The following is a 23,342-nucleotide window of genomic DNA, read 5'->3' as shown; positions in this document are numbered from 1 at the left end:
CAGAGGTCAGGCTTTTTTCAGCCGGGACGACACACACCGTCCAGACGGGGCAGGGTTGGGCAGCGACGGAACCCTAAGCAGTGAGAGTCTTCCAAGGCACTCGGGGGGCTTCCAGCCCGGTAACGGGCGGTGACAACCACAAGCTGCAGGGCGGCGCTCATCACCACCCGGTACCGCAGGCCCGCGTGATCAAGCAACGGCACCAACCGCACATCCCAGGCGTCACAAACATTCCAGGACGACGAAGACCGGCACCCGAATGGGTGCCGGCCTTCATGCTGCTTGGGAAACTTATTACCTAGCTGTCACCGGGGACGTCGCCCTCCGGGATCTGCCCGGACGCGATGCGCTCCGCGGTCTTCTCATAAGCGGCATCAATGAAAGCCACCAGGTCGTCTTGCCGAACCCTCCAAATACCCCGACCCCCGAACTGGGCTGCCCTCAAATCCCCGCTTTTGACCAGCGCATAGACCAGCGGTTTACCAAGATTCAAGACCTCCTGAACCTCGTCGAGGGTGAGCATCTTGGGGAAGGGCAAGCCACTTGCCCCAGTCGTCTTGTTCACGTCGTCGGTCCTCTTCGCCACTGCTACGCGTCCTCGTTCCGGTGCTGCATCTCATCCATCGTTCTCTGCCCGCGCCGTAGCTCCCCGGCCTTCACTCCAGGCCACGGCTTGCCGCCGTTGTACTTACGCTGCAGCCGCTTCGCCTCACGCATGCTGGCCCGGACAATGAAGTCCGAAACGCTCGCGTCACCCTCTTCAGTCTTACCGGCATTCACGAAGGCGGCACGGACCTCCTCGGCCTGCTCCTCCGTGTAGTAAGGCGTGAACGCCGCAATCTTCTTGGCCTTCGCCATCACCACACCCCGGGCCTACTTGACCGCCCGCAGCACCGGCGGCCACGGGTGCAGGCTGTCCAGGTAACCCGGGTGCCGCGTCATCGAACCGTCCGCCCCGAAGCGGATGTCTGAGTGCTGATGGCTACCGCCGGCGTGCGCAATGGCAGCCAGCACAAGGTCAAGGTTTTCCCGGTCAAGCCCCGGCACAACATCACCCAAAACCACCGGCACATCCTCGGCCAACGATGCAGCCAGCAGCAGGAAACGACGCTCCCCACCCGAGTACGCCCCATTCTCTGCATGCTCACCCAAAGCAGCGAAATCGACCCAAGCATGTTCCTGGTAGCCCTCCACAGTGGTGGTGGCTGCATGAACCCATGGATTGCCAACGGTTGCGTAGCGTCCGCCGAAGGCGCGAAGCAGCAGCTCCGTGGCCGCCTCGGTGGTGTAGGAGCCCTTTGCCCAGGCTCGGAGGTCGTCTGCATGCGTCATTGTGGTGTCTCCTTCGATAGATATTTCACTCAGCGTCCGACCGTGTCCGGGCGGTCACCATTCACCAGCCGGTCCGTATGAGCCCGCCAGACCGGGTAGTTCAGTCCGCCCGGTGGCAACGCAAAATGCTGCACACAAAAGGCCAACACCACGACCACCAGACCGGCCCAAACGGGACCACCTGCATCGATGACCAGGCCCATGACCATGAGCACTGCGGCCAACACATAGAGCACCCTGACAGACGCTACCCGCGGCCTGTAGCGATCGCGCACTTCTTTCTCCCGCAATGCCCAGGCTCCGCTATCCCGATCAAGATCCCATTGCCGCACTTGCTGCCAAGCACGAAGCCGAAACTGCGGATCAGCCAGGACATCGCGGATAGGGGCCTGCTTATCCGCCCCCAGGCCGTTTACGAATGCGCGAAATCTGTCCTCCGCATACTTCTGGTCCACCCACCGCTCAATTGCCGCGATCTGCGCGGGTCTCCCCCGCCACGAGTCACGAAGGTACTTGGTAGTCACCTCGTCAAAAAGGAGCTGCGATTCAGAATCCAAGGTCTCCCGGAGTGGCCCCGCCGCGGATTGCTGCTTCTTCATTTACTTCTCTCTCAGCTTGGTTGCATGCGGAGCGTGTGTCGGGACCAGCGTAGCTACTGGCCCCGACACGGAGCCCTTTAGAACGGCGGTTCGGAGTCGGGTCCGTTGCCCCAGCCGCCGCCGGCGTTGCTGTTGGCCGGCACCGCCCAGGGATCGTCCTGCGGGGCTGACTGGGTGCCCTGGTTGCTGTTTCCCTGGCCGCCGAATCCACCGCCGGACTGCCCGCCCTGGTTGCTGCGCTGGGAGCGGCTGACCTTGGCGTTCGCGTACCGCAGGGACGGGCCGATCTCGTCGACTTCGAGCTCGATGACGGTGCGCTTCTCGCCTTCCTTGGTTTCGTAGGAACGGGACTTCAGGCGTCCGGTGACAATCACGCGCATGCCCTTGGTCAGGGATTCGGCCACGTTCTCAGCCGCTTCCCGCCAGACACTGGCCCGGAGGAAAAGCGTCTCCCCGTCCTTCCACTCGTTGGACTGACGGTCGAAGGTCCTGGGCGTTGACGCGATGGTGAAGTTCGCTACGGCCGACCCACTCGGAGTGAAGCGCAGCTCGGGATCTGATGTCAGGTTTCCAATGACAGTAAGCGTGGTTTCGCCGGCCATGATGGCTCCTTTTCCTTGTGTGCTGGTGATGTTCTCGGTGTTTGTTGTGGGTTCGTTCTGTGGTTCGGTCCCACCCGGTTTGTCGTGGGTGAGGTCGTTGGGTTGGTACTGGTTCGCAGTGTGTGCGTCCCAGAGCCCGCCGTCCCCGAGCGGGACGCGGTTGATCGCCTCAAAGTACCGGTCATCCCCTCCCTTGTCCGGGACGGGGTAGCCGTCGTACAGGTCCTCAACGAGGGGTTCCACAATGGCGGGTTCCACAACGTAGGGGTCCACAGCGTTGTGCGGAATCCTGCCGCTGGGGTTGACCTGCCGGAAGAGGTCCTCCAACGGGATCCGTGGGCTGAGCTTGAACCCGACGACCGGGCGCAGGCTGACCACAGTCCTCACGCCGCCTTGTGAGTCATGGCCGCCTGGACGAGCTTGTCGCGGCGCAGGCCGGACCAGTGGTCCTGATCATCGGTGTTGTTCACGACAACGGGCGCCTGGGAGTAGCCGAGTTCGGCGGTGATGTACTCCAGCGCTGCCGGCACTTCGGTGATGTCCACGGCCGTGTACGTGATGCCCTTGGAGTCGAAGTAGTCCTTCGTCTTCTCGCAGTTGCGGCAGTCCGGCTTGGTGTAGACCGTGTAAGCGGTGGGTGAAGCAGTCATTTTCAGCACCTGGTTTCGTATCAACATTAGTTTCGTTCGTCTGGCTGACTTGCTACTTCAATTCTAGCAATCATTCAACTGAATGAATAGGGGTTTTGGCGCTTATTCTAGAGATTTTGACACGGAGCTCTCTGCACAAACGTGCGATTCCTGACCTTCTGAACCACGGCTACAGACGGTGTGTCCCGCCGCCGGCTCCTGTGGTCACCCCCGCAGGTTCGCCAAAGCCTCCGCCCCCATGCGCCTGAGAAGTCCCCCACCGGGCGGGGTGATGTGCGCACCTGTCTGGAGTGGCATTGCTGAATAGGTGTCGTCCCTGCTGAAGGAAGATCGGCCACAGCAGACGGTTCGTCGGCAGCGCATGTTGTGAACCATGGGGAACCTGCCCGCGCGTGTGTTTCTAGGATTTCTGAGTCTTCCCGAGCACCCAGCGGTTCCACCTGCTGGTGTCTCCGACCGGCGGCGGGCCGAGGGTGCGGATTGCTTTCTTGTACCAGCGGTTGCAGAGGTAATAGCTGGCGGCGATGAGGACGAGGAGGATGGCCAGGATGATCAGGGACTGATCCTTTGCGGCCTGGTACTCGTAGTATCCAGGCTGACCGTAGGCGAGCTCCCCGGAAACCAGGAGGCCAGCCACGTTCAGGAAGTAGTAGAGCGTCTGGAAGAACGCGAACATCAGCAGGGTGGCGGGAACAATCAGGATGGCGAAATATTTGAGCCAAAGTTTCCCGCATCGTTTGTTCCAGTCGGCCAGCTGTTGTTTCTGGTCAGCGTCTATCGTCTGCGCCATGCTCTCCCCCAATGAATTCCTGCCCTTCTGGGCACAGTCTACGGTGGGCAGCGGCGCGCCAACTTGAAAGGTAAGCATGCTTGCTATTAGTTTGGTGTCAGCTTCTCCGCCTGTCCCCCATCAGGCGGAGTGGTTGCCAGGGAAGCCCCGCCACTGCTCGTGTGGCGGGGCATTTCGCTACCCGCACTATGCAGCGGGTGTCAGATCCGAACGGAAGAGGGAGTGTGCAGTGGCTCAGGGCGACATTGAGACGTACTACGAGGGCGGCCAGTGGAAGAACAAGCGCGAGGGCACTGACCGCGCGTTCGGCGCCGGCTACAGCACCAAGCACGAAGCAGAAGCTGCAGGCCGGGAAGCGGCCCAGGCCGGCAAGGTCGAACACGTGATCAAGAACCAGGACGGCCAGATCGGCTCCAAGAACAGCTACGGCAACGACCCTCGGAATGTCCCGGGCTGACCCACAGTTCATGCCAGGGCGTCACAGTGCCGGTGGAACAACGGAGGGCCGGCTCAATATGAGCCGGCCCTCCTGCGTTCTCTCTGCCTAGTAGCTCTACGGGTTCCTTGACATAGTCATCGTTCCCATCCCGGGCTCCTGTCGCGCAGCGGCTGGACGCTTCGCGTGTGTCCGGGGCTGACAGAAGGACCTGTGGTGCTGGGTCTGGAGGGGAAGCTGACGGCAAGCAGGCGCCTGTGTTTTTCCATCATTGGGTCGGTGCCGTCTGTCGTGGCGACCTCTTGCGGTGGGGGCGGCGGCTCGATGGAGGCCTTCAGTCGTTCGTCCAGCTCTGCGCATTTTGCTTTCGCCTGGGTGAGTTTGTCTTCGTATTTGAAGGGTTTTCCGGCTTGCTTTTCTACGTCGGCGAGGACGGCGTTCTTCTCTTGAATGGTTTGGCGCAGCTGGGTTTCGTAGTCCGGCAGCCCTGCGACCTTGTTTTCGAGTTTGGTGATGATGCCGGTGCTGCCTTCGAGCAATTCCATCCGGGTCAGGACCAGCGGCGGGGCGGGGACATCCTTGATGGTGATGGCCAGGTCCTGGTAGGAACCGAGCCGGGAGTGCTCTCCTGCGTTGCGGACTTGCAGTTGGTGTCCGCCGAGGGCGGCCACGGTTCCGTAGTCCCGCTCCTGCCGGTAGTAATTGCCGTACTCGGGTGTGTGGGTGCGTACCCACTCGGAGATGGCTGCGACCGCTTCGGTGCGTTTGGTGTAGGTGCGGCCGTCGATGGCTGCGCTGAAGTTCTCTCCCGATGTGGAGGTGATCAGGGGCAGTGCTGCCTGGACCGCGGGCAGCGCCGTCTCTGCCCTGGTGATGCTGGCCTGGGCCGAAGCTTTGGTCCAGCCGAGGGTGCTTTGGCCCTTTTCATGGGCGCGTTTAAGGCGTTCGAGTTTGGTCCGCTCGGCGTCTGCTTCGATCTTTTCCATGACGAGGGGGTTGCCGCTGGTCGCTGCCTTGATTTGGGCAGCGTTCAGTGCCAAGTCTCCGACGTCCTCGATTTCGCGGATGTCCAGGCGGCCGCGGAGGACCTGCTGGATCATGGTGGCTTTGCGTTGGATGCCGTCCCAAGCCGCGCTGTCGTAGCTTCCGACGGTGGCGTACTGGAAGTTGTGGACCTCGGCGTTGGCGTTGCCCTGCCGGATGATGCGCCCGTCCCGCTGGGTCAGGTCAGCCGGTCGCCAGGGGCAGGTGACATGGTGGATTGCTTTGGCGCGCAGCTGCACGTTGGTGCCGGTGCCCATCATGGCAGTGGAGCCGATGAGGACGGCGACCTCGCCGCTGCGGCACTGGGCAAAAAGCTGGGCCTTCTGGTCAGGTTTGGGCGCTTCCTGAATAAAGCGAATCTGTTCGGGCTGGATCCCGCCGGCAACCAGCTGGTCTTTGATCTGCTGGTAGGCGGTCCAGGCCGGTTTGCCGTCCGGGCCGGTGTCTTTTGAGGGGGTTCCAAGGTCGCAGAAAATGATCTGCAGCGCGCCCCTGGTTGTTGAGGGGACTCCTGAATCGAAGCTGGTCTCGTACTCGTTGTCCCTGTTCTCTTCCCAGACTTTCAGGGTCTTGGCGACCACGTGGTCGATCTTCGTCCCGGAGTCTGGTTCGATGCCGACCATGCGCAGGTCCAGGGCCGCTTTGCGTCCGTCGTTGTAAACGTTCAGGGCGTTGTCCGCGCCCTTTTCCGCCCAGCCGGAGAGGGAGTCGAGCCGGTCCGCCAGGCCTTTCATGTAGTCGGCCAGTTCGGGCGGTTGTGGGATGAGTACCAGTTCCGGCTGGCGTTCGCCGTCGCCTGGCCGGCGGGCCAGGTCGGGGGTTTTCAGGTTCAGGTCTTCGGAGAGCTTCACGTCGGCGAAGACGTGGAAGCTGCGCAGCATTTCGGGGACATTTTTGAACTTCGCGAAGCGTGGTTTGTTCTTCAGCCGTCCGCCGGCGTCCATTTCGATGGCGGTGACGGTTTCGCCGAACGTCGCTCCCCACACGTCGAAGTTCTCCACTCCGGCGGCCTGCAGCAGGTCCGGGCGGAGGTAGCGCTGCATGACGTGGGCTTCGGTGATGGAGTTGGCGATGGGGGTTCCGGTGGCCATGGTGACAACCCGCTCACCGTGGACGCGCCGCAGGTACTCCAGCTTCAGGTGCATGTCGGTGGCCCGCATGGAACCGGCGATTTCGGCGCCCTTGATGTTGGTGACCGTGCGCAGGTTTTTGTAGTCGTGGGCTTCGTCGACAAACAGGTAGTCCACGCCGGTGTCTTCGAAGGTCAAGCCGGGATCCGGGGCGGTGTCCATGAGCCGCTTCATGCGTTCTTCTTCGGCCTGGAGCTTGGTTTCAAGTTTCTTTACCGTCGTGCGGTCCTCGCCCTCGGCCTGGGCGTTGACGATGGTCTGCCGGACGTCGGCGATGATCGATTCCTGGTATGCCTCGATGGTTTCGGCTTTGACGCCGATGCTCTTGAAGGCCTGCTGGGTCATGATGATGCCGTCCCAGTCGTTGGCCGCTGCACGCGCGACGAACTGGCGGCGGGCGGCGGGGTCTCCGCTCTTGGTTTTGATGTCGTCGGAGCCTGCCGAGAGCAGCCTCGCCTGCGGGTACAGTTCCAGCCATTCGCGGGTGAACTGTTCGAGCATGTGGTTGGGCACGACGATCATCGGTTTGGACGCCATGCCGAGGCGTTTGAGTTCCATTGCGCCCATGACCATCTCGGCCGTTTTGCCGGCCCCGACTTCATGGAACAGGCCAACGGCCGGTTCTGAGATGATCCGGGCGACGGCGGTGCGCTGGTGGGGGTGGGGCGTGAACGTCTTGGCCAGCCCGGGCAGGGTCAGGCGGCCGCCTTCCTTGGTGTAGTCGCGCAGGGCGAGGGAGTTGAAGCGGCGGTTGTACTCCTCGATCAGGCGGCTGGCGCGCTCGGGGTCTTCCCAGACCCACTCGGCGAAGCGTTCCTGCAGGGCCTCTGCTTTCTCCTGTGCCGCTTCGGTTTCTTCGAGGTTGGCGACGAGTTTGCCGTCCTCGTTCTTGTCCTCGACCTGGATGCTTTTCTGCTCCAGGATGCTTTGCAGCAGGTCCGGGGCAGGCCGGCGGCCTGTCCCCCATTCGTTGGTGGAGCGGACGGTGGCACGGTTGGCTTTCACTCGCCAGATGCCGCCACCAACGCTGGTGACGCTGGCCATGGGGTCGGCCAGAATCTCCTGGACGAAGCGCTCGTGTTCCTCGGGCGAAATCCAGACGGCACCCAGCCGGGCCTCGACGTCCTCCATGCCGACCTTGGGCGGCTGGACTTCTTCCAGGGCCTGGACGTTGACGTTCCACCGTTCGTCCTCGGCCGCGGCCGCGCGGGCGGCGTCGAGCTTGGTCCGGACGTTCCCGGAAAGGTATTCCGGGGCGGTGACCAGCCTGCCCGTCTCGGGGTCATCGAAGACGAGGGTTCCGAGCTGGTCCCGGGCTTCGTCTTCGGTCACGCCCAGCAGGTCTGCGATCTGTTCCAGGTCCGGGGACCCGTAGGTGTCGAGCGTGATGGCAAGGGCTTCGTCGACGTTCTCGGCGCCCATGGCCGGTTTACGGGCAACGACCTGGCGGTGTTGAAGCAGAGCGGCCGGGGTCGCGGTCTGCGTTTCGTCGTTGAAGTTTTCCAGGGCGCCGGGCAGGGACCCGAATGGGTCCCTTGAGCTCAGGAGGCGGAACGCCGGCGATAGGCGGCGGCTGACGATGTCCTCGCCGGTTTCCTTATCGGTCCGCACGGATTCGGTGTACCGGTTCACCGGACCGTGTTTCTGGACGAACGCGGCGTAACGGGCGGCCAGCTCGGAGCGCAGGGCGTCCAGTTCCGGGCTGTCCTCGCTGTCGGAGGCCTCCATCTCCAGCAGCGACCGTGCGCCGTCACGCAGTGCCAGCAGGTCCCGCAGCTCGACTGCGTGTGCCTTTGGCACCGGCAGTTCTTCTGCCTCTCCCGCCCGGACTATGGTGAAGGACCCATCAGGCTGGGCGTTGATGGTGCCGTCCCACTCCGGCCCGGCGGCTGGCAGCAGCGCGGCCGCGGTCTTCCCGGGGGCACGTTCTGCCGGGGCATGGCCCAGGTCGCGGTCCAAGGCGTCGGTGATGATGATGTTCAGCCGGTCGGCCAGCAGCTGGGGTACGGCAGAGAGGTCATCGGCTTTGACGCTGACCGTCTCTTCGCCGTACATGCCGTTGCCGACGACGATCTGCCCCAGGACGTTCTGGGGGTTCATGTCGAAGTAGGCGTTGATCTTGATGTTGCGGTCCCCAACGATCGCGGGAGTGACGCGTTCCCATTCGGTGTTCATCGGTTCGCGGCCGGGCCCGCGCTTGCGCAGCAGCAACAAGTCGGTGAGGGCTTCTGTGCCGGCGGCGCGGCGGTGGGCGCCCGTGGGCAGGCGCACCGCGCCCACCAGGTCGGCCATCGCACTCATCTCCCGCCTCGAGGTGGGGTTGGCCGCGTCCATGGTGAAGCTCGACGTCAGGACCGCGACATATCCGCCCGGTTTCACCGCCGCCAGACTCTTGAGGATGAAGTGGTTGTGCATCGAGTGACGGGAATCGGGATTGTGCGTCTTGTCGTACAGCGCGTTCTTGCTGAACGGGACGTTCCCTACAGCAAGGTCAAAGGAGTTCGGCTTGACCGGGGTGTCGGCAAAAGATTCGCTGCGGATCGTCGCGTCCGGGTACAGGCCGCGGGAAATGGATGCAGTCAGCGGGTCCAGCTCGACCCCGGTCATGCGCGCAGACTCCGGCGCGAAGCCGATAAACGTGCCGGCCCCGGAACCGGGCTCCAGCACCTCTCCCCCAGCAAAACCGAGACGCTCCACGGCCGACCAGATTTCCTTCACCAAGGCCGCGTCCGTGTAGTACGCGTTAGTCGTGGTCCGCGAAGCCGCGGCGTACTCCCGCTCGCTCAGGACCTCACGGAGCTGCGCGCGTTCGACTGCCCAGTCGTCCTTGTCGAACAGCTGCGGCACCGCTCCCCAACTGGACCACTGCGCCAGGGCGCGCTGCTCGGCTTCGGTGGCCGGGCGTTGCTGGTCCTCCAACTCCCGGACGATACGGATCGCTTCAAGGTTCGCCGCGAAACGGGCCTTCTGCCCCGACGGGGCGAGGTCTGTCTGGGACGCGGGGCGGAACCGGGCGGCCGCGGCCGCCGGCTGTTCCGGCTGCAGGGCAGGTTCTAGCTCTCCTCGTCCTGCTGGCTCGGGACCGGCTCCATTTCCTCCGGTTCCTGAGGAAGCCCGTCGTAGATCATCTCCTGGTACACGATCTCCCGCGCCCGCAGCTTGGCCATGTTCACCAGGCCGACGTACTCCAGCGGGGTCTCCTGCCCGCGGGGCGGGATCAGGTCCTCGCTCAACGCCCAGATCTGGTCCTGTATCTCCCGGCCCAAAGTCGAAAAGTGTGTCTCGGGGTCCGCTATCTGCGCGAAGCTCTCCGGGTCGTGATTCTTCATGGTTTCCATGGCGTGTCTGCCGTGCTCGTTCATTGATTACCTCTTCCGGTTCGGCCCACAAGGACTCCAGGCTCAGCTGACCCTCAATGTGGTTTTTCGATTTCCTCGGTGCCATGCGCGCCGCTCCCCCTCCGTTTGCCTCCACGCTAGCGAAGGCACCGATGGATTAACAGCCACACCCTTACTCCTCGGGGACCCGCAAGCTCTTTCGTTGGCGGGCAAGCTCACGAACAACGGTCGCTTCGCTGACATCGATGGTCTTAGCGATGTCCCGAATGGTCCGCTTTTCGCGCCGCATCCGATGAGCCGTGGCTGCCTTGTCGGCTGTCATCTTCGTCGGCCGGCCACCAACACGTCCCCTGGCTTTGGCAGCGGCGAGGCCGGCCATGGTCCGCTCGCGCAGCCGGTTCCGCTCGTACTCGGCGATGGCAGCGAAGAAGTGGAACATCAGCACGCCCTGGGAAGTCGTGGTGTCCAGCCAGGTCTCAGTCAGTGACCGCAGCCCAACGTGGCGGTCCGCCAGTGTCTTTACGATGCCAGCGAGGTCTGTTGTGTTCCTCCCGAGCCTGGACAGGTCATTCACCACCAGGATGTTCCCAGGCTGCAGATGGTCCAGACAGTCCTGCCACTGGGGACGATCCGCAGTCGCGCCAGAGGCATGGTCGGTCCAGATGCGAAAGCATCCGACCGCGTTCAACGCATCATGCTGCAAATCGGCGGACTGCTCCGTGGTGCTCACCCGGGCATAACCCATCAATGTCGGCATTTCAGTGCCCTTCCTCGGCCATCAAGGAGCTTTACCCGCTGATCCAAGTTCCACGACCCCCCACATCGACCGTCAAAAACGGTCATCCAGTACGTTTTGACGACCTGCCTAACATTAGATAACGCAGTCGAGTTATGAAACAGCCTAGCAGGCCTGAAACGCCAAAAAAGGGACGCCGGGGACATCGTTCATCGGCGCCGTCAGAAACGGTCGTTTTTGGCGGTCAAAGATGGACGCCTTCACCGGACAGTTTTGCGGGCAGCTGCGGGAATGGAGTGCGGCCGCGCGGCCGTCAGGCATATTCTGTATCGCCGGCCCCTCGGGGGTGGAGGACGGGCGAACGGGCCATCTGTCTTAGCGCGAGCAGGAACGTGTGCTACATGGAAATAGTGGAACGCTTGCGGTCAGCTGCTGACTCACGTGGCCACACCTGGTCAGCGAGAGATGTAGACGTCGCACTCTACTGGCTCGGTGGATCGAAGGTAGCAAAGCGTTAGGTGAGCCGCTCGTCCATGGGGTCCATGTGCCCTTGCCTGAGAATGTCCGGCCTCCCCATACAATTCAAGGCAAGTACGTGCGAGAACAATAAACGCTGCACGGCAATGGAATCGTAGGGCCTGCGTCTAACAGCCGCCGCGCATGAAGGATCGTTGCCGCGGCTCGGAAGTGGGAAAAATGGCTGGCAACAACAACAACAACAACGCCAACTTGGTCTGGAGCATCGCGAACATTTTGCGGGGGACCTACAAACCGGCGCAGTATGGCTCAGTAATCCTGCCGTTCACTATCCTTCGCCGGCTCGACTGTGTGCTCGAGCCAACCAAAGAAGCCGTCATGGCGGAACAAGAGGCCAAGAAGGACCTGAACATTCCGCTGGACACGTTCCTGCAGAAAGCCTCGGGTCATAACTTCTTCAACACCTCCAACTTCAACTTCGCCAAGCTCCTGAATGACCCGACCAACATCAAGGCCAACATCCTCAACTATGTCCAAGGCTTTTCTGATAACACTAGGGACATCTTCGAGCGCTTTGATTTTTACAAGACCGTCGAAAAGCTGGACAACGCCGACCTGCTGTACCACGTTACGAAGGACTTCGACGCCATCGACCTTCATCCGGAGACGATCAGCAACATCGAGATGGGGCTAATGTTCGAGGAGCTCATCCGTCGATTCGCGGAAGCCTCCAATGAAACCGCCGGGGAGCACTTCACCCCACGCGAAGTCATCCAGCTCATGGTTCAGCTTCTGCTGAACTACGACGACGACGTCCTCACCAAAGAAGGTATCGTCCGGTCCATCTACGATCCCACTGCCGGAACCGGCGGAATGCTCACCGTCGCACAGGAACACCTGCACTCTCTGAACCCCAGCGCGTCTCTCGTCGCCTACGGCCAAGAAATCAACGACGAGTCCTACGCCATCTGCAAATCGGACCTACTTATAAAGGGCCAGGACATCACAAAGATCTCCGTTGGCGACACTCTTGCCAATGACAAGAACATCGGGCAACAGTTCGACTTCATGCTCTCCAACCCGCCTTTCGGCGTGGAATGGAAAAAAATCCAACCCCAGATCCAGAAAGAGCACGAACTCCATGGCTTTGAAGGTCGTTTCGGCCCCGGCCTCCCCCGCGTGAGCGACGGCTCACTATTGTTCCTTCTGCACTTGATCCGAAAAATGCGACCTGCCCATGACGGCGGATCCCGCATCGGCATTGTCCTGAACGGCTCGCCGCTTTTCACCGGCGGGGCCGGCTCGGGAGAGTCGGAGATCCGCAAGTACATTATCGAAAACGACCTCGTGGAAGCCATCATTGCGCTACCGACGGAAATGTTCTACAACACAGGCATCTCCACCTATATCTGGATCCTGTCCAACAGCAAGAAGCAGAAGCACCCGGAGCGCGTTGGCAAGGTCCAACTCATCAACGGTGTCGACTTCTTCCATAAGATGCGCAAGAGCTTGGGCTCCAAGCGCAAAGAACTCGGGCCAAAGGACATCGAGCGCATCGTTCAGCTCTATGGCGCTTTCGAGGACGACGGCGAAATGTCTAAAATATTCAACAACCAGGACTTCGGCTACTCCACCATCACTGTGGAACGCCCACTTAGGCTCAACTTTGCTTGCACCTCTATGCGGATCGCCGCCGTTTTGGGGCAGAAGCCGGTCGAAAAACTGACCGACGACGACCGTCAGCTGCTGGAGAAGACCCTAATCCGGATAGGTGAAGGTGAAACGAAACTATGGAAGAACCGAGAAACCTTCCTGAAGGTCCTCAAACCGGCACTTGCAGGCGCCGGCCTCAAGCTGGGCGTCCCGGTGCTGAAAGCTGTCCTCGCGGGGCTTTCCGAACGGGACGAAACTGCCGACCTGTGCAAGGGACCCAAGGGTTCTCCCGAGCCTGACCCGGATCTCCGTGACAGCGAGAATGTTCCCCTTGGCGAGGACATCCGAGCCTACTTCGAACGCGAAGTGCTTCCCCATGTCCCCCACGCGTGGATCGAAGAGTCCAAGACCAAGGTCGGGTATGACATTCCTTTCACGCGGCACTTCTACAAATACGCCACACCCAGATCACTCGACGAGATCGATGCCGATCTCAACAAGCTCATTTCGGAGATCATAGAGCTTTTGGCCGAGGTTGAGAAGTGACGAGGCGCGGGGGGGCGTACGCCGAATACAAGGACACAGGCGTCGAGTGGCTGGGCCGCGTCCCGAGCCATTGGGAGGTCGTTCCTCTCAAGCGTCGCGCCACGACTGGCGCTGGTGCCGGTTTTCCGCACGAGTTCCAAGGAGTTTCAGGTGGTGAGATTCCGTTCTACAAGGTGAACTCTCTTGCGAAAGCCAACAAAGATGGCCTCATCGATTTTGTCGATGAAGCGATTTCGAGAGACACAGCGGCCAGTCTGCGAGCGAAGATTTACCCGGCGGGGTCTGCTGTGCTAGCCAAGATTGGTGCCGCACTATTACTAGGCCGAATTCGAATCCTCCGGTTTGACGCCTGTATCGACAACAACATGATGTCGGTCCAGGCAGATCAAGGAACAGACCCCAGATTTCTCTACTACGCCCTGGGGCTCATTCGATTTGACCTCTTGGTGAATCCAGGAGCCGTCCCTTCCACCAGCGAAGGAGCAGTCGGGGAGTGGAAGTTGGCATTTCCTGGTCATGAAGAACAAGAGAAAATTGCGGCGTTTCTAGACCGTGAGACCGCTCAGATCGACGATCTGATCGGCAAGCAGGAGCGGCTCATCGAGATGCTCGCCGAGAGGCGCCAGGCCATCGTCACCCACGCCGTGACCAAAGGCATCGACCCCGCCTGCGCGATGAAATCTTCCGACGTACTTTGGCTAGGCGACATACCTGTCAACTGGGACGTAATACCCCTAAAGTATTTGCTCTCGGAGGCCCTCAAATACGGAGCAAATGAGCCGGCCGAGTTCGACGACCCCAGTTGGCCCCGCTATCTGCGGATAACGGACTTCGACTCCGATGGAACGTTGAAGCCTCATACCTTCCGCTCTTTGCCGCCAGAGCTTGCAGCAGGCTATTTAGTTAAGCCGGGCGACGTGCTTTTTGCGCGAAGCGGGGCCACGGTCGGGAAGACATTCATCGTGCCGGAGGGCTCAGCAAGCAGTTGCTTTGCTGGCTATCTTATTAAGGCTTCGTGCAACCCCAACAAGCTTCTGCCATCGTTTTTTGTGGCCTACACTAAGTCGTCCGTTTTTGCTGAGTGGAAGGACGCGACCCTTACAGTCGCAACAATTCAGAACATCGGTGCTGACAAGTTAGCCAATCTTGCCGTACCTGTTCCACCACTGGCTGAACAGCGCGAGATTATGGAGTTGCTTCGGGTTCGGCTATCCGAGCTGGATGTCCTCGTCGCTAAAGCTAAGGAATCGGTGAGCCTTCTTCGGGAACGCCGATCTGCTCTAATTTCGGACGCGGTGACCGGAAAGATCGACGTTCGAGAAGGTTTCTGGGGGAAACAGCATGGCGCAGCATCGTGAAGTGACCTTCGAGGAAGAGATCTGCCAGGCCCTCGCCGCTGAAGGGTGGCTTTACGAACCGCACCGCAAGGCAAGCGACCTGTACGACGCCGCACTGGCGCTCGTCCCTGAAGACGTCTTCGCCTGGCTGGCCGATAGCCAGCCAGAGCAACTCACAAAAGTTCTAAGACCGACGGACTCCGACGCCGAGCGGGAGAGTGGGAAGCGGCTCTTACTTGACCGTCTCTGCAAGGTTCTGGACAAGCCTGCTACCAAGGAAGCGGGCATGCTCTCTGTCCTGCGAACAGGTTTTAAGGACGTCGCAGCTAAGTTCGAGATGTGCCAGTTCAAGCCAGCCATGGATCTAAACCCTCAGACCTTGGAGCGGTACGGCAAGGTGCGCCTCCGCGTCCTCCGACAAGTGCACTACTCAACCGTCGACACCAAGAAGAGCATCGACCTGGTCCTGTTCGTGAACGGCCTGCCGGTCGCGACCATCGAGCTGAAGACGGACTTCACGCAGAACATCAACGACGCGGTCGAGCAGTATCGCAAAGACCGGATGCCGCGAACCGGTAATAAGGATGAGCCGTTGCTGTCCTTCGGACGCCGCGCCCTGGTGCATTTTGCCGTCAGCAACGACGAGATCCAGATGACCACCGAACTCAAAGGCAAGGACACATACTTTTTGCCGTTTAACCTCGGTGACAACAGCAGGGCCGGCAACCCTCCTAACCCCGAGGGCTCAGCTACCAGCTACCTCTGGGAGCGGGTTCTGCAACGTGACTCGTGGCTGAACATCCTCGGCAAATTTCTGCACCTGCAGATCAGCGACAAGACTAACCCTGTCACCGGGGAACGGGAGGTTCGCAAATCCCTGCTCTTTCCGCGCTATCACCAGTGGGACGTTGTCAATCAGCTGATCGAGACGGCCCGCGCCGAGGGACCAGGGAATCGCTACCTCGTTCAGCATTCAGCCGGATCCGGAAAAACGAATTCGATAGCATGGACTGCGCACCAGCTCAGTGCGCTGCACGATGCCCATGACCAGAAGATCTTCGACTCCGTCATTGTGGTGACGGACCGGACTGTCCTGGACGCCCAACTGCAGGACGCGATCTACCAAATCGAGCACAAATCCGGCGTGGTGGTTCCAATACGCGGCAACGCTGGCTCCAAGTCCGGCGAGCTCACGGCGGCACTAGCTGCCCGGACACCGATCATTATCGTCACGATCCAGACCTTCCCGTTCGCGCTGAAAGCCATAGCCGAATCCCAGGCGCTAAAGGGGAGGAACTTTGCCATCATCGCGGATGAGGCACACTCCTCGCAGACCGGATCAACCGCGAACAAGCTGAAGAAGGTGCTGTCCGCCGAGGAACTGGCAGGCGTCAACGACGGCGGCGAGTTCGACATCGAGTCCTTCCTGGCGGCGGAAATGGCGGAGCGGGCGGATGCGAAGAACATCAGCTACTTCGCTTTCACCGCGACGCCGAAGGCCAAGACACTGGAACTGTTCGGCCGCAAAGGTCCTGACGGGTTGCCCCAGCCGTTCCACCTGTACTCGATGCAGCAGGCCATCGAGGAACGCTTCATTCTGGACGTGCTGCAGAACTACACCAGCTACAAAGTGGCATACCGGCTGACCCATGAAGGCCGGGACTACGATTCGGACGATACCCAGGTCGAGAAGTCTGAGGCACTGAAGTCCCTCATGAAGTGGGTGAAGCTACACCCCTACAACATCAGCCAGAAGGTCCAGGTGATCGTGGAGCACTTTCGCGAGAATGTCGCCTGGCGCCTAGGCGGCAAAGCCAAAGCCATGGTGGTTACGGGTTCCCGGAAGGAAGCCGTGCGGTACAAGCTCGCGATCGACAAGTACATCAGCGATGCCGGCTACACCGAGTTGGGCACAATGGTCGCCTTTTCGGGCGAGGTAACCGATGCTGAGTCAGGTCCTGAGGCGTTCACCGAACTCAATATGAATCCAGGCTTGAAGGGACGTACGCTTCCGGAAGCTTTCGCCACCAACGAATACAAGATCATGCTCGTAGCCAACAAGTTCCAGACCGGCTTCGACCAGCCGCTGCTCGTTGCCATGTACGTGGACAAGAAACTCTCAGGCGTCTCCGCAGTTCAGACTCTCTCCCGGCTGAATAGGACCGCGGTCGGCAAAGACCAGACCTTCGTGCTGGACTTCGTCAACGAACCCGCTGAGATCCTTGCCTCGTTCCAGCCTTACTTCCGCGAAGCTGCGCTGGAGGATGTGTCCAATCCCAATGTCGTTCACGACCTACAGGCCAAGCTCGACGCCGCCCAAATCTACCTTGAATCCGAGGTGGACGGACTGGTGAAGTCTTACGTGCTTGAAGAAGGCAACAACGCCTTGTCCAGCTGGGTAGCACCGGCCAAGTCCCGTTTCAACACCCGGTACAACAAAGCCGTGGCCGACACTAACAAAGCCGACCAGGACGAATTGGACCTATTCCGGAAAGACCTAGGCTCGTTCGTCCGCGCCTACGACTTCCTCTCCCAGATCTACGACTACGCGGACACCGATCTGGAGAAGCGCGCAATCTACTACAAGCACCTCCTGCCCGTGCTGCGGGTGAATGACGCCAGAGTGGCACTGGATCTCTCCGGCGTCGTGCTCGCCAAATACGCGCTCAAGGACAAAGGTGAGGCACAGTTGCAGCTCTCCGGGGAAGGTGAGCTACTAAAACCCCTTACTGATCCGGGAACTGGCCAGGCCAAGGATCCCTTGCTGGTCACTTGGGAGGAAGTGATCCAGCAGGCCAACCTGCCCTTCGAGGGAGAGGAACTGGACGCCGTGGCCCACTTCGTGGAAGGCGTCCGTCGAGAGTTGGTGAAAAACGAGACGCTGCAGAAACAAGCCAAGAACAACTCCCGGAGCCACTTTGGAAGCAGCCCGCATCTCGAAAAGGCAGTCAGCGACGCAGTTACCAATTCCATGGACAGCCACTACAACCTGAGCCTTCAAGCTTTGGGGGACAAGACAAAGATGCATGCCTTGCTCAAGATGTTGAGCGAACTGGTCTACGAGGAACTGCAGGACTGAGCAGATATCCATTCTTGTGCAGCACTAGTTTTCTACCGTCCGTGACCGGCTGGTGGGGCAGAAACGGTCGTTTTTGACCGGGTGTAGGTCTCGGTGATCGGCGTTGACCCCGGACCTGGTGCCGACGATTCCATCTGACGGCAATACGCCAAGGGGTATCTGCCAGAGGCCCGGGCTGTCGAAACGACGAGCGATAGCCTTGTGATTCAGTTTGATTGGCGAAGTGATTCGGATTCGCACAGTCGTAAGGCTATGGAGGGGCGTGGCATGGATTGGGCAATCGTTTTTAAGGCACTGGGTTCGCTTGCCGGGCGTGCCGCGGGGGCCGCCGTGCCAGGGCTCATTAGATCGTGGCGTGTTGCTTTTGAAACTAGAAGAAGAGCAAAGAAATCCGGCATCCGAATCCGGTACTTTGCCCTTCGCAGCTTCATCGATGAATGGCGAATCTTTGAGCTCTTCCACTCACCTACAACGGATCGTATGAATGAGGTAGCACCTGCGCTTCGAGACTGCATCAAGGCAGATGCCCAAAGTCGTTCCGACGTTGTTCCCGAACTACTCGCCATTATTGCGGATGCCTATGTTCACAGTCTTCCGCCTTCTGAAGCATCCCGTTTCGAGGGTGAAGCCACGCGTAAACATGTGACCAGCGAAGTGTCGAGGCTCCATGAGAGCAGCCTCAAGGCGTTGGACATCGAAGCTAACTGTGATCTGCTGAATTCATATCGGGCAGAAGAAGCGCGACAGGTTCTTAAACAGTGGCCGGCCCTTTCGCATGCGTTGGCGGCGGTTGTTGCGGCTGACGATCGCAAACAGCTTTTCCAAGATTGGGCGGCCAACAGGCCGTCTTGGCTAATCGATACCCCCGTTTCCGTTCTTTGTTGGCTGTCCTCTGCGGCTAAGGATTATGGCGCGGCAGAGGCGGCACAAAAGTTTGTCTATGAGGCAATCGCGGCCGGCGCTTCGCCACGTTCGTATTGGGTGGCCAAGGCGGCCCTCGCCGCGCCGCTTTCCCTCGAGGAAGCCAAGGAACAGCTAGGGCAAGCAAGAGATCATCCTCTCGGTGCCGCCCTGTGGGCCGAGCTGAACGGATCGCATCATGCAGCCATCGAGGAAATCCAGACTTGGGACCCTGCATCGCAAGAAGATCAGGCGACGAAGAAACTTATCCTCGCGCAGTCGCTTGCTGCAATTGATGATGAGGATCGCGCTATCACCGTAGCCGTCGAAGGGTACTCTGAGCACGGGAGCTCAGGGTGCGCGCTTTACGCTGCGAAATTGCTTGTCCGAAGAGGGTCATCTCGACAACACCCGAACTTCATGAGAGACCTCGCTAGGGGTCTTGAGCTTGCCACGGCCGTGCGCACTTCAAGGCGCACTTGGGGAGGTGATAGCTCAGAGGCTGTACTTACGATGATTAGCGCCTACAGGTTACTTGGGTCCCCAGAGCAAGCTTGGCGGACCGGAACTGTAGCGCCGGAGGGCTCCGCAACCCTAAGCGAGTCGTCAGACGTCCAGGTGCTTACGGAGACAGCGCGGACAGCAGCGGAGCTGGGTATGACTCAGCGGGCCCGCGACCTGTCTTCCCGTCTTCAGGCAGGCCCGAGCAGGGACCATATAAAGGCAATTCTCACTGAGGACGAGTCCGGCTTTGAATCGGCTATCCCCCTTTGGACAAGAGTTCTGGCGTCCACGTCGGACCCTGCGGACGCCCTGAACGTCGGATTGCGACTTGCTCATCACGGGCACGCCCCTGAATGGCCGGCTTGGATAACCGCGGACTATGGCTCCGACGTTGCCGACATCGACCTGATCTCCGCACTCGTCCGCGAGGTTCCCGGTGCCTTACAAAAGGCAAGGACACGAGCGGCGACGTCGCGGCAAGTCTTTCACGGGCTCATGTTCTACTACATCTCTCGGAAGGAATACGCTGCGGCTGCAGACGTGGCCGAGATGGGCGGAGGACGGTGGAACGATCCGGAAGCCTGGTTGAAGGCTGCAGAGATCTGGGTGAAGGCCGAACAGCGAGGCAGTGCAATTGAGGCTGCCGAGCAAGCTATTCGGGTCGGAGGAACGACCTGGTTACGCGCGAAAAATGCCCGGATGATTCTTATTGAAAGTCGCAGCGCGGAAAGCCAGTGGGACAAGGCACTTATCGAGGCAACAAGGCTTCTGGAAGTCGACCCTGACGCAGACGCCGCCAAATGGGCATTCATAACATGCCAGTTCATGACGTCCGATTATCAGGGGGCTTGGGAGAGCTTCGTGCGACTCGGAGCACCCAGTCCTCGAACACCTGGCGATGCCAAAATTTGGCTGCAGTTGCACTCCCGCTATGCTCCTGACTTGGGGTATATCAGCCAGGCAGAAGTCCTGGCTCAGCAGTGGCCGGAAAACGAACAGTTGCGTGCCGGGATAGTCCTCTCCATGATGCATTCGAATGCAAAACCGGAAACTGACGACCAAGTCCGGCAATACCAGGAACTCCTTACGAAGTTCATTACCGACTTTCCGGATAGCTCACTAATACGAGCCGTCAGTGTAAATGAAGACAGCCCCTTTGAATCAATCAAGGCGATGCTGCCCGATCCGACCGGCCGGTACGAGGCAATGCAGCCCATCCTCAAAGGAGAACTACCAGTAGGGCTCGCAACTCATTTGTCTGGTAAGAGCTATGCAGAAGTTTGTCTCATCCGAGGTGCTGGCAAAGTCTTCGCAGGTGATCCCTCAAATGTCGATAACGAGATTGAAGTTGTTACGAAAAACCTGAATAAACGGGTGGTCATCGACACGACCGTACTTAATACGTTCGCCCTTCTCGGAGCAGATATAGCTAGAGAGTGGCTGGGATTGTTCTCCTCCGGAGTCACACCAACCGAAGCGATCCACGATGCGCAGAGCGCGGTCCTTAGTCTTTCCCCCAAGAGCACGGCCTCAATCGGTATAGACGCAATCTCGGGCGGTCCCAGAATTTACGAGATCTCGGACGAAGAGGCAGAGACCCGGCTGAACCGGGCCACTATCCTGTTGGCCATTGGCAGGGAACTCATTTCAGTGCCACACCCACAAATTGCAGAACTACCCCGTTTCAAGTCCACGGACAAAGAGTTTCAGTGGCTGCTGTCACTGGACCTTGCCAAGAAGCTTGGTTTGCCGTTTTGGTGCGACGACCGAGCGCTACGTCAGGTGGCTGCGGCTGCCGGCGTTCCGTCCTTCGGAACTCCTGCTTTGCTGGAATCTTTCCGAAGGAATGGCTTTGTGAGTGTGAGCGGCGTGGACGCATACGAAGCGACACTCATCCACCACTATTACACGGGCATCCGCTTTGACTCTTCCGTGATGAAACTAGCGGCCGAGATGGACTCGTGGAAACCGTTAGGAACAGCAGCAGCCATTTCGGAGTCTGGGCCCACGGCTACTCCGGAACAACAAATCCACTTCGTGCTCCAGGCATTGCAGCACTGTGCAGAAGATCCGGAAGCCGTGCAGATGTGGGTCTCATCTGTCGCATCCTGGTTGGAATTGGTTTCGCCAGATATTCCAACGGCTGAAGCCAACCTCCGCTTCTGGTTTTCGACTCTGTTGAAACAAAAATGGGTTGACTCAAGCTCGTTGCCCCACGTCCTCGCAGGGCTCCGATCAGACGCGTCTAGGAAAACCGATCTTGCGACCCTTGTACCCGAAGTCCTTGGCGAGTTGTACGCTACCGTTGCGACACAAACGAACCATGCGATAGCCGCGGAATATGTCCGTGAGTTGATGCGTCTTGCCCCAGCTGAAGACCGGTCCGGAGTCCTCCAGCGCATCATCACTCTTTAGGCAAAATACGCCTAACATCCTTCCAATGTTGCAGGGTCTTCTAGGGACAATTTGCCCTCATTGACGGGCATTGGGATCCCTGGAAGATTCCATGCAACGGTTTCCGGCGGTACAACACGTCCTCCTTCATGTCCTCCTGGCATGACCCAGATCAGCTTCCCTTCTTGGGGGGCGAATACGACCTTTCGGCCTGCTGCTGTCCCCTCCTCGAACGCTTTCCTGAGTTCTGTTGCATCACGAACAGCGGTATGGGGGTGGTAGAAGAGTGCGGGGCCCAAGCTGAACCGGCTGCCCTGAATTTCTATCGGAAAGGCGGGAATCGGCATGGTGACAGCACAAGCACCGGAAAGCAGGGTGTCCATGCCCTCGTCTGACTCTCCGGAAAGGGTGCCTGTCAACGAGGTCTCTGGAGGCATCCATGTAGCTTTTCCTTCGGCTAGTATGCGGGCAACCCGAAGCATGACACGGTCGCGATTACTGAGTTCGGCGGGGGCTCTGAAGGTTGCATTCAGTTTCCGCTGGAGGACAGAGAGGTCATCTATTAGAAGTTCTGCAGCTTCATCTACTACCTGCGCCTCGCCTTTGGCTAGGCCCTTAAGGAACTTCTTCCCGTCAAAAAGCACCTGCACAACGGCATCCGAGTCGAAGTCCCGCAGAAGGCGCAGGGTGCCCTCGGCTTCGCTCACGCGGGCATTGGCGAACGTCATGCTTAAGTCGAAGTTTCCCGGTTCAGCTTGGGCGTACGGTATCTCCACATCAATATCGAGAAGGCCGTAAAAGCGGGCTAGAAAAGCAACGCCCGCTTCCCCGTCGCTCTTGGCGTGCATCAGACCTTGGTGACTTGCGCGAGTGAAGCCATCCTCGTCCAAGAACTCCAGCGTTACTACTGTCCGCTGATAGGCGGGGAGAACTTCAGCTGGCCCTATCTCGATCCGCTCAATTTCACCCTGATGGTGAAACCAATCCGGCCCCAGGGACTGGAAGCCGTCGAGAGCCGCTCCGGGGATCGTCACTCGTCGCCGTGTCCCGTAGTCAACTAGCCGTTGAACATCTACGACACCGAAAGCGTTCTTGTTCACGGTGAACTGGAATCCTAAGGGCTCGAGTTCGTTAGCACGAGGGTGTTTAGCCCGGAATGTCTGGGTCACCCCCGCCTTGGATACCTGGAAATCTGCATCCCAGTACAAGCTACGTCCGGCGGCCAAACCGTGAAGGTCCGACGCCCTTTTCGCGAGGTCTTCGGGCCCGGCGAGGGCGGCGCTTTCCTGCCCTATGATTTTCAGCGCGTTAAGCAGAGGGCTGCGGGTAGCCACGTCCAGAATGTCACGGTTTTCAGGCTTGGAAAGCTCAATATCTAAGTGCCTACAGCCCCAAGTACTTACCTTCACCTCTTTGCCATGAGCCAAGCCGCTGACATATTTGCCCTCAGTATCTGTGGGTTTGCAGGGTACAACCAACGTCCACGAAGGTGGCTGATGTTTCGTCCAAGCGGTTTCAAACGACTTCTTGATCTGTCTGCGCCGTACATCTTTGTAGCCGCCGGAAAAGCCTTGAGGGAAGTGTTTGAGTTGGAAGATATGGCGAATTTTCCCGTCTTGGTCGTAGACGCCGACGTCGATGCCTCCATCACCGCCTCTGCCATCCAGGGCTACGGCTGTTGTGACGGGGGGCTGGTGGTACATGCGCAACAGCAACGTTTCGACCAAACGGTCAAAAGCATCTCTACTAATGTGCTCCCAGTCGATATTGCTGTCGTGCATCCCCACATACTCTC

16 protein-coding genes are annotated in these 23,342 nt (G+C 59.7%); 5 read left to right on the top strand and 11 right to left on the bottom strand.

Annotated features, from left to right (window positions below):
- Positions 1-298: 298 nt before the first annotated feature.
- From ACZ9BC_RS17915 to ACZ9BC_RS17885, 7 genes are all read right to left on the bottom strand, one after another.
- Entirely contained in the window at positions 299-586 is a 288-nt protein-coding gene (locus tag ACZ9BC_RS17915; protein ID WP_476247098.1) for a helix-turn-helix domain-containing protein, read from the bottom strand.
- A gap of 2 nt (positions 587-588) precedes the next feature.
- On the bottom strand, positions 589-858 hold the full coding sequence (locus ACZ9BC_RS17910) for a ParB family protein (RefSeq protein ID WP_476247097.1): 270 nt from the start codon (positions 856-858) through the stop codon (positions 589-591).
- 15 nt (positions 859-873) lie between these two features.
- A complete protein-coding gene (locus ACZ9BC_RS17905; RefSeq protein WP_476247096.1) occupies positions 874-1,332 on the bottom strand; it encodes a hypothetical protein in 459 nt (152 codons plus the stop codon).
- Between the two features lie 29 nt (positions 1,333-1,361).
- Positions 1,362-1,931, bottom strand: a complete 570-nt coding sequence (locus tag ACZ9BC_RS17900; protein ID WP_476247095.1) for a hypothetical protein — start codon at positions 1,929-1,931, stop codon at positions 1,362-1,364.
- A gap of 77 nt (positions 1,932-2,008) precedes the next feature.
- Positions 2,009-2,911, bottom strand: coding sequence for a single-stranded DNA-binding protein (locus ACZ9BC_RS17895; RefSeq protein ID WP_476247264.1), 903 nt, complete (start codon positions 2,909-2,911; stop codon positions 2,009-2,011).
- A gap of 5 nt (positions 2,912-2,916) precedes the next feature.
- Positions 2,917-3,183 carry a glutaredoxin family protein gene (locus ACZ9BC_RS17890; RefSeq protein ID WP_476247094.1) on the bottom strand — a complete coding sequence of 89 codons (267 nt, stop codon included), beginning with the start codon at positions 3,181-3,183 and terminating at the stop codon, positions 2,917-2,919.
- A gap of 400 nt (positions 3,184-3,583) precedes the next feature.
- Positions 3,584-3,973: a hypothetical protein gene (locus tag ACZ9BC_RS17885; protein ID WP_476247093.1), complete on the bottom strand. Its 390-nt coding sequence runs from the start codon at positions 3,971-3,973 to the stop codon at positions 3,584-3,586.
- A 229-nt stretch (positions 3,974-4,202) separates the two neighbouring features.
- Here ACZ9BC_RS17885 and ACZ9BC_RS17880 point away from each other — a divergent pair, with 229 nt between their 5' ends.
- A complete protein-coding gene (locus ACZ9BC_RS17880) occupies positions 4,203-4,430 on the top strand; it encodes a DUF2188 domain-containing protein (RefSeq protein WP_476247092.1) in 228 nt (75 codons plus the stop codon).
- Between the two features lie 116 nt (positions 4,431-4,546).
- Here the strand turns inward: ACZ9BC_RS17880 and ACZ9BC_RS17875 are convergent, their stop codons facing one another.
- From ACZ9BC_RS17875 to ACZ9BC_RS17865, 3 genes are all read right to left on the bottom strand, one after another.
- Positions 4,547-9,502 (bottom strand): helicase, encoded by a 4,956-nt coding sequence (locus tag ACZ9BC_RS17875; protein WP_476247091.1) that lies wholly within the window; start codon positions 9,500-9,502, stop codon positions 4,547-4,549.
- Positions 9,503-9,636: 134 nt separating this feature from the next.
- The gene (locus ACZ9BC_RS17870) at positions 9,637-9,912 is read right to left on the bottom strand and encodes a hypothetical protein (protein ID WP_476247090.1); all 276 of its coding nucleotides are present in this window, start codon (positions 9,910-9,912) and stop codon (positions 9,637-9,639) included.
- 181 nt (positions 9,913-10,093) lie between these two features.
- Positions 10,094-10,666 (bottom strand): recombinase family protein, encoded by a 573-nt coding sequence (locus ACZ9BC_RS17865; protein WP_476247263.1) that lies wholly within the window; start codon positions 10,664-10,666, stop codon positions 10,094-10,096.
- 687 nt (positions 10,667-11,353) lie between these two features.
- On the opposite strand from ACZ9BC_RS17865, the gene ACZ9BC_RS17860 reads away from it, so the two are divergent.
- The 4 genes from ACZ9BC_RS17860 (at position 11,354) to ACZ9BC_RS17845 (ending at position 21,568) form a co-directional block, all read left to right on the top strand.
- Entirely contained in the window at positions 11,354-13,333 is a 1,980-nt protein-coding gene (locus tag ACZ9BC_RS17860; RefSeq protein WP_476247089.1) for a type I restriction-modification system subunit M, read from the top strand.
- Entirely contained in the window at positions 13,330-14,691 is a 1,362-nt protein-coding gene (locus tag ACZ9BC_RS17855; RefSeq protein ID WP_476247088.1) for a restriction endonuclease subunit S, read from the top strand. The genes ACZ9BC_RS17860 and ACZ9BC_RS17855 overlap by 4 nt, the downstream gene beginning before the upstream one ends.
- Positions 14,675-17,749 (top strand): type I restriction endonuclease subunit R, encoded by a 3,075-nt coding sequence (locus tag ACZ9BC_RS17850; protein WP_476247087.1) that lies wholly within the window; start codon positions 14,675-14,677, stop codon positions 17,747-17,749. The genes ACZ9BC_RS17855 and ACZ9BC_RS17850 overlap by 17 nt, the downstream gene beginning before the upstream one ends.
- Positions 17,750-18,016: 267 nt before the next feature.
- Complete coding sequence (locus ACZ9BC_RS17845; RefSeq protein ID WP_476247086.1) at positions 18,017-21,568, top strand: tetratricopeptide repeat protein; 3,552 nt, start codon at positions 18,017-18,019, stop codon at positions 21,566-21,568.
- 11 nt (positions 21,569-21,579) lie between these two features.
- On the opposite strand, the gene ACZ9BC_RS17840 is transcribed toward ACZ9BC_RS17845, so the two are convergent.
- Positions 21,580-23,328 carry a hypothetical protein gene (locus ACZ9BC_RS17840; protein WP_476247085.1) on the bottom strand — a complete coding sequence of 583 codons (1,749 nt, stop codon included), beginning with the start codon at positions 23,326-23,328 and terminating at the stop codon, positions 21,580-21,582.
- Positions 23,329-23,342 lie beyond the last annotated feature (14 nt).

It is taken from the genome of Pseudarthrobacter sp. TE3704 (assembly GCF_056279405.1).
The sequence above is the reverse complement of the archived record's forward strand: the minus strand, read 5'-3'. Positions and strand labels throughout refer to the sequence as shown.

Bases quoted from the DNA above. Each gene is read 5' to 3' on its own strand.
- ACZ9BC_RS17845 (WP_476247086.1), top strand. From the start codon at position 18,017: ATGGATTGGGCAATCGTTTTTAAGGCACTGGGTTCGCTTGCCGGGCGT.
- ACZ9BC_RS17860 (WP_476247089.1), top strand. From the start codon at position 11,354: ATGGCTGGCAACAACAACAACAACAACGCCAACTTGGTCTGGAGCATC.
- ACZ9BC_RS17885 (WP_476247093.1), bottom strand. From the start codon at position 3,973: ATGGCGCAGACGATAGACGCTGACCAGAAACAACAGCTGGCCGACTGG.
- ACZ9BC_RS17865 (WP_476247263.1), bottom strand. From the start codon at position 10,666: ATGGGTTATGCCCGGGTGAGCACCACGGAGCAGTCCGCCGATTTGCAG.
- ACZ9BC_RS17890 (WP_476247094.1), bottom strand. From the start codon at position 3,183: ATGACTGCTTCACCCACCGCTTACACGGTCTACACCAAGCCGGACTGC.
- ACZ9BC_RS17840 (WP_476247085.1), bottom strand. From the start codon at position 23,328: ATGCACGACAGCAATATCGACTGGGAGCACATTAGTAGAGATGCTTTT.
- ACZ9BC_RS17910 (WP_476247097.1), bottom strand. From the start codon at position 858: ATGGCGAAGGCCAAGAAGATTGCGGCGTTCACGCCTTACTACACGGAG.
- ACZ9BC_RS17900 (WP_476247095.1), bottom strand. From the start codon at position 1,931: ATGAAGAAGCAGCAATCCGCGGCGGGGCCACTCCGGGAGACCTTGGAT.
- ACZ9BC_RS17905 (WP_476247096.1), bottom strand. From the start codon at position 1,332: ATGACGCATGCAGACGACCTCCGAGCCTGGGCAAAGGGCTCCTACACC.
- ACZ9BC_RS17870 (WP_476247090.1), bottom strand. From the start codon at position 9,912: ATGAAGAATCACGACCCGGAGAGCTTCGCGCAGATAGCGGACCCCGAG.
- ACZ9BC_RS17850 (WP_476247087.1), top strand. From the start codon at position 14,675: ATGGCGCAGCATCGTGAAGTGACCTTCGAGGAAGAGATCTGCCAGGCC.